1 protein-coding gene is annotated in these 1,402 nt (G+C 40.4%); it reads left to right on the top strand.

The genetic code is table 11. The features are described 5' to 3' along the window. Positions 1-338: 338 nt before the first annotated feature. Positions 339-1,196 carry a hydroxymethylglutaryl-CoA lyase gene (locus ACQR30_RS13735; protein ID WP_429736080.1) on the top strand — a complete coding sequence of 286 codons (858 nt, stop codon included), beginning with the start codon at positions 339-341 and terminating at the stop codon, positions 1,194-1,196. The last annotated feature ends 206 nt before the right edge of the window (positions 1,197-1,402 follow it).

Here is a 1,402-nt window from a genome sequence, read left to right as displayed (position 1 = left end):
ATTGTTGGCCATACGGCAACGGTTAGACACTTGCTTTCTGCCAAGACTTTCGATAGTAAAGTGCCCGGACATGTAAGTTTGGAAATTTTATTGGTGTGGGTAAAACATCATGGTAAATGGCGTTTGCTCGCAAGGCAGGCAGTAAAGCCTTACACAGGGGAATAGCAGAGTAAGATTAGAAGTTGACAAAGTTGGAGGTCGAAAATCAAGCGGGCGTTTACCCTCAGGTATAGTAAATATCGGCTTGTAACTGACTTATGCGGTATTCAATTAGTTCCGAGGGTTAAGTAATCTCGAAAATAACGAACTTTGACCTTCAAACGTTTAAAAAAGTACAAATGATTAACGATCTTCAACTTGTCGAATGCCCGCGAGATGCCATGCAGGGTTGGCCGCATATTATTGCTACTGAAAAAAAAGTGAATTATCTCAATACCCTGCTTCGGGTAGGTTTTCATACAATTGACTTTGGGAGTTTTGTCTCACCAAAAGCCATTCCGCAGATGGCAGACACAAAAAATGTGCTGCCACATTTAGATTTATCCAGCACAAAATCAAAATTATTGGCGATAGTTGCCAATGTGCGGGGAGCAGAAGATGCCTGTTCATTTGAGCAAATAAATGTCTTAGGATTTCCTTTTTCGATTTCGCCTACTTTTCAAATGCGTAACACCAACAGCACGATGGAAGAAAGTCTGCAAAGGGTAGAAGCGATTCAAGAATTGTGTATAGTAAATAAGAAAGAATTGGTGATCTATTTGAGCATGGGTTTTGGAAATCCTTACGGCGATGCATACAATGAAGAAATATTATTGCACTGGGCAAGTGAAATGGTAAAACGTGGTATTAAAATCATTTCTTTATCAGATACTGTGGGGCTCGCCACAACAAAAGACATAAGTTTTGCCCTGGAAACTTTAATCCCGAAATATCCTGGTGTAACCTTTGGGGTGCATCTTCATTCTACCAGGGAAAATATTCGACAGAAAGTGAAAGCTGCATTAAGTGCAGGCTGTAAGCGGTTCGACGGCGCTTTGAAAGGAATTGGAGGCTGCCCAATGGCACAGAATGATTTAGTCGGAAACATGGATACCGAAAAAATGATCGATTGTTTTGAAGAAGACAAATATTCATTAGCGTTAGACAAAGCCGCTTTGCAGAAAGCACATCTATTAGCCGATGATATTTTTATATAAAGCTGTGCTGTTGAACCTTATTTTTGGAGATAAACTGTGAGCTTATGGATGTTATTGGAATCTGGTCTGACGATTTTCTTAAGGAGAAATTGCCCTGGTCACAGTAGCCGCTTGCATCCCATCAACACTTCCTGATGAAATGGGGTTCGCACGTTACTTCACTTCTGTAGCTTCGTAAATTCTTCAATAGCTATATTTACGATGGT

It is taken from the genome of Arachidicoccus sp., from assembly GCF_050436765.1.
Taxonomy (GTDB): Bacteria; Bacteroidota; Bacteroidia; order Chitinophagales; family Chitinophagaceae; genus Arachidicoccus.
This window is presented reverse-complemented; position numbering and strand designations above follow the sequence as displayed.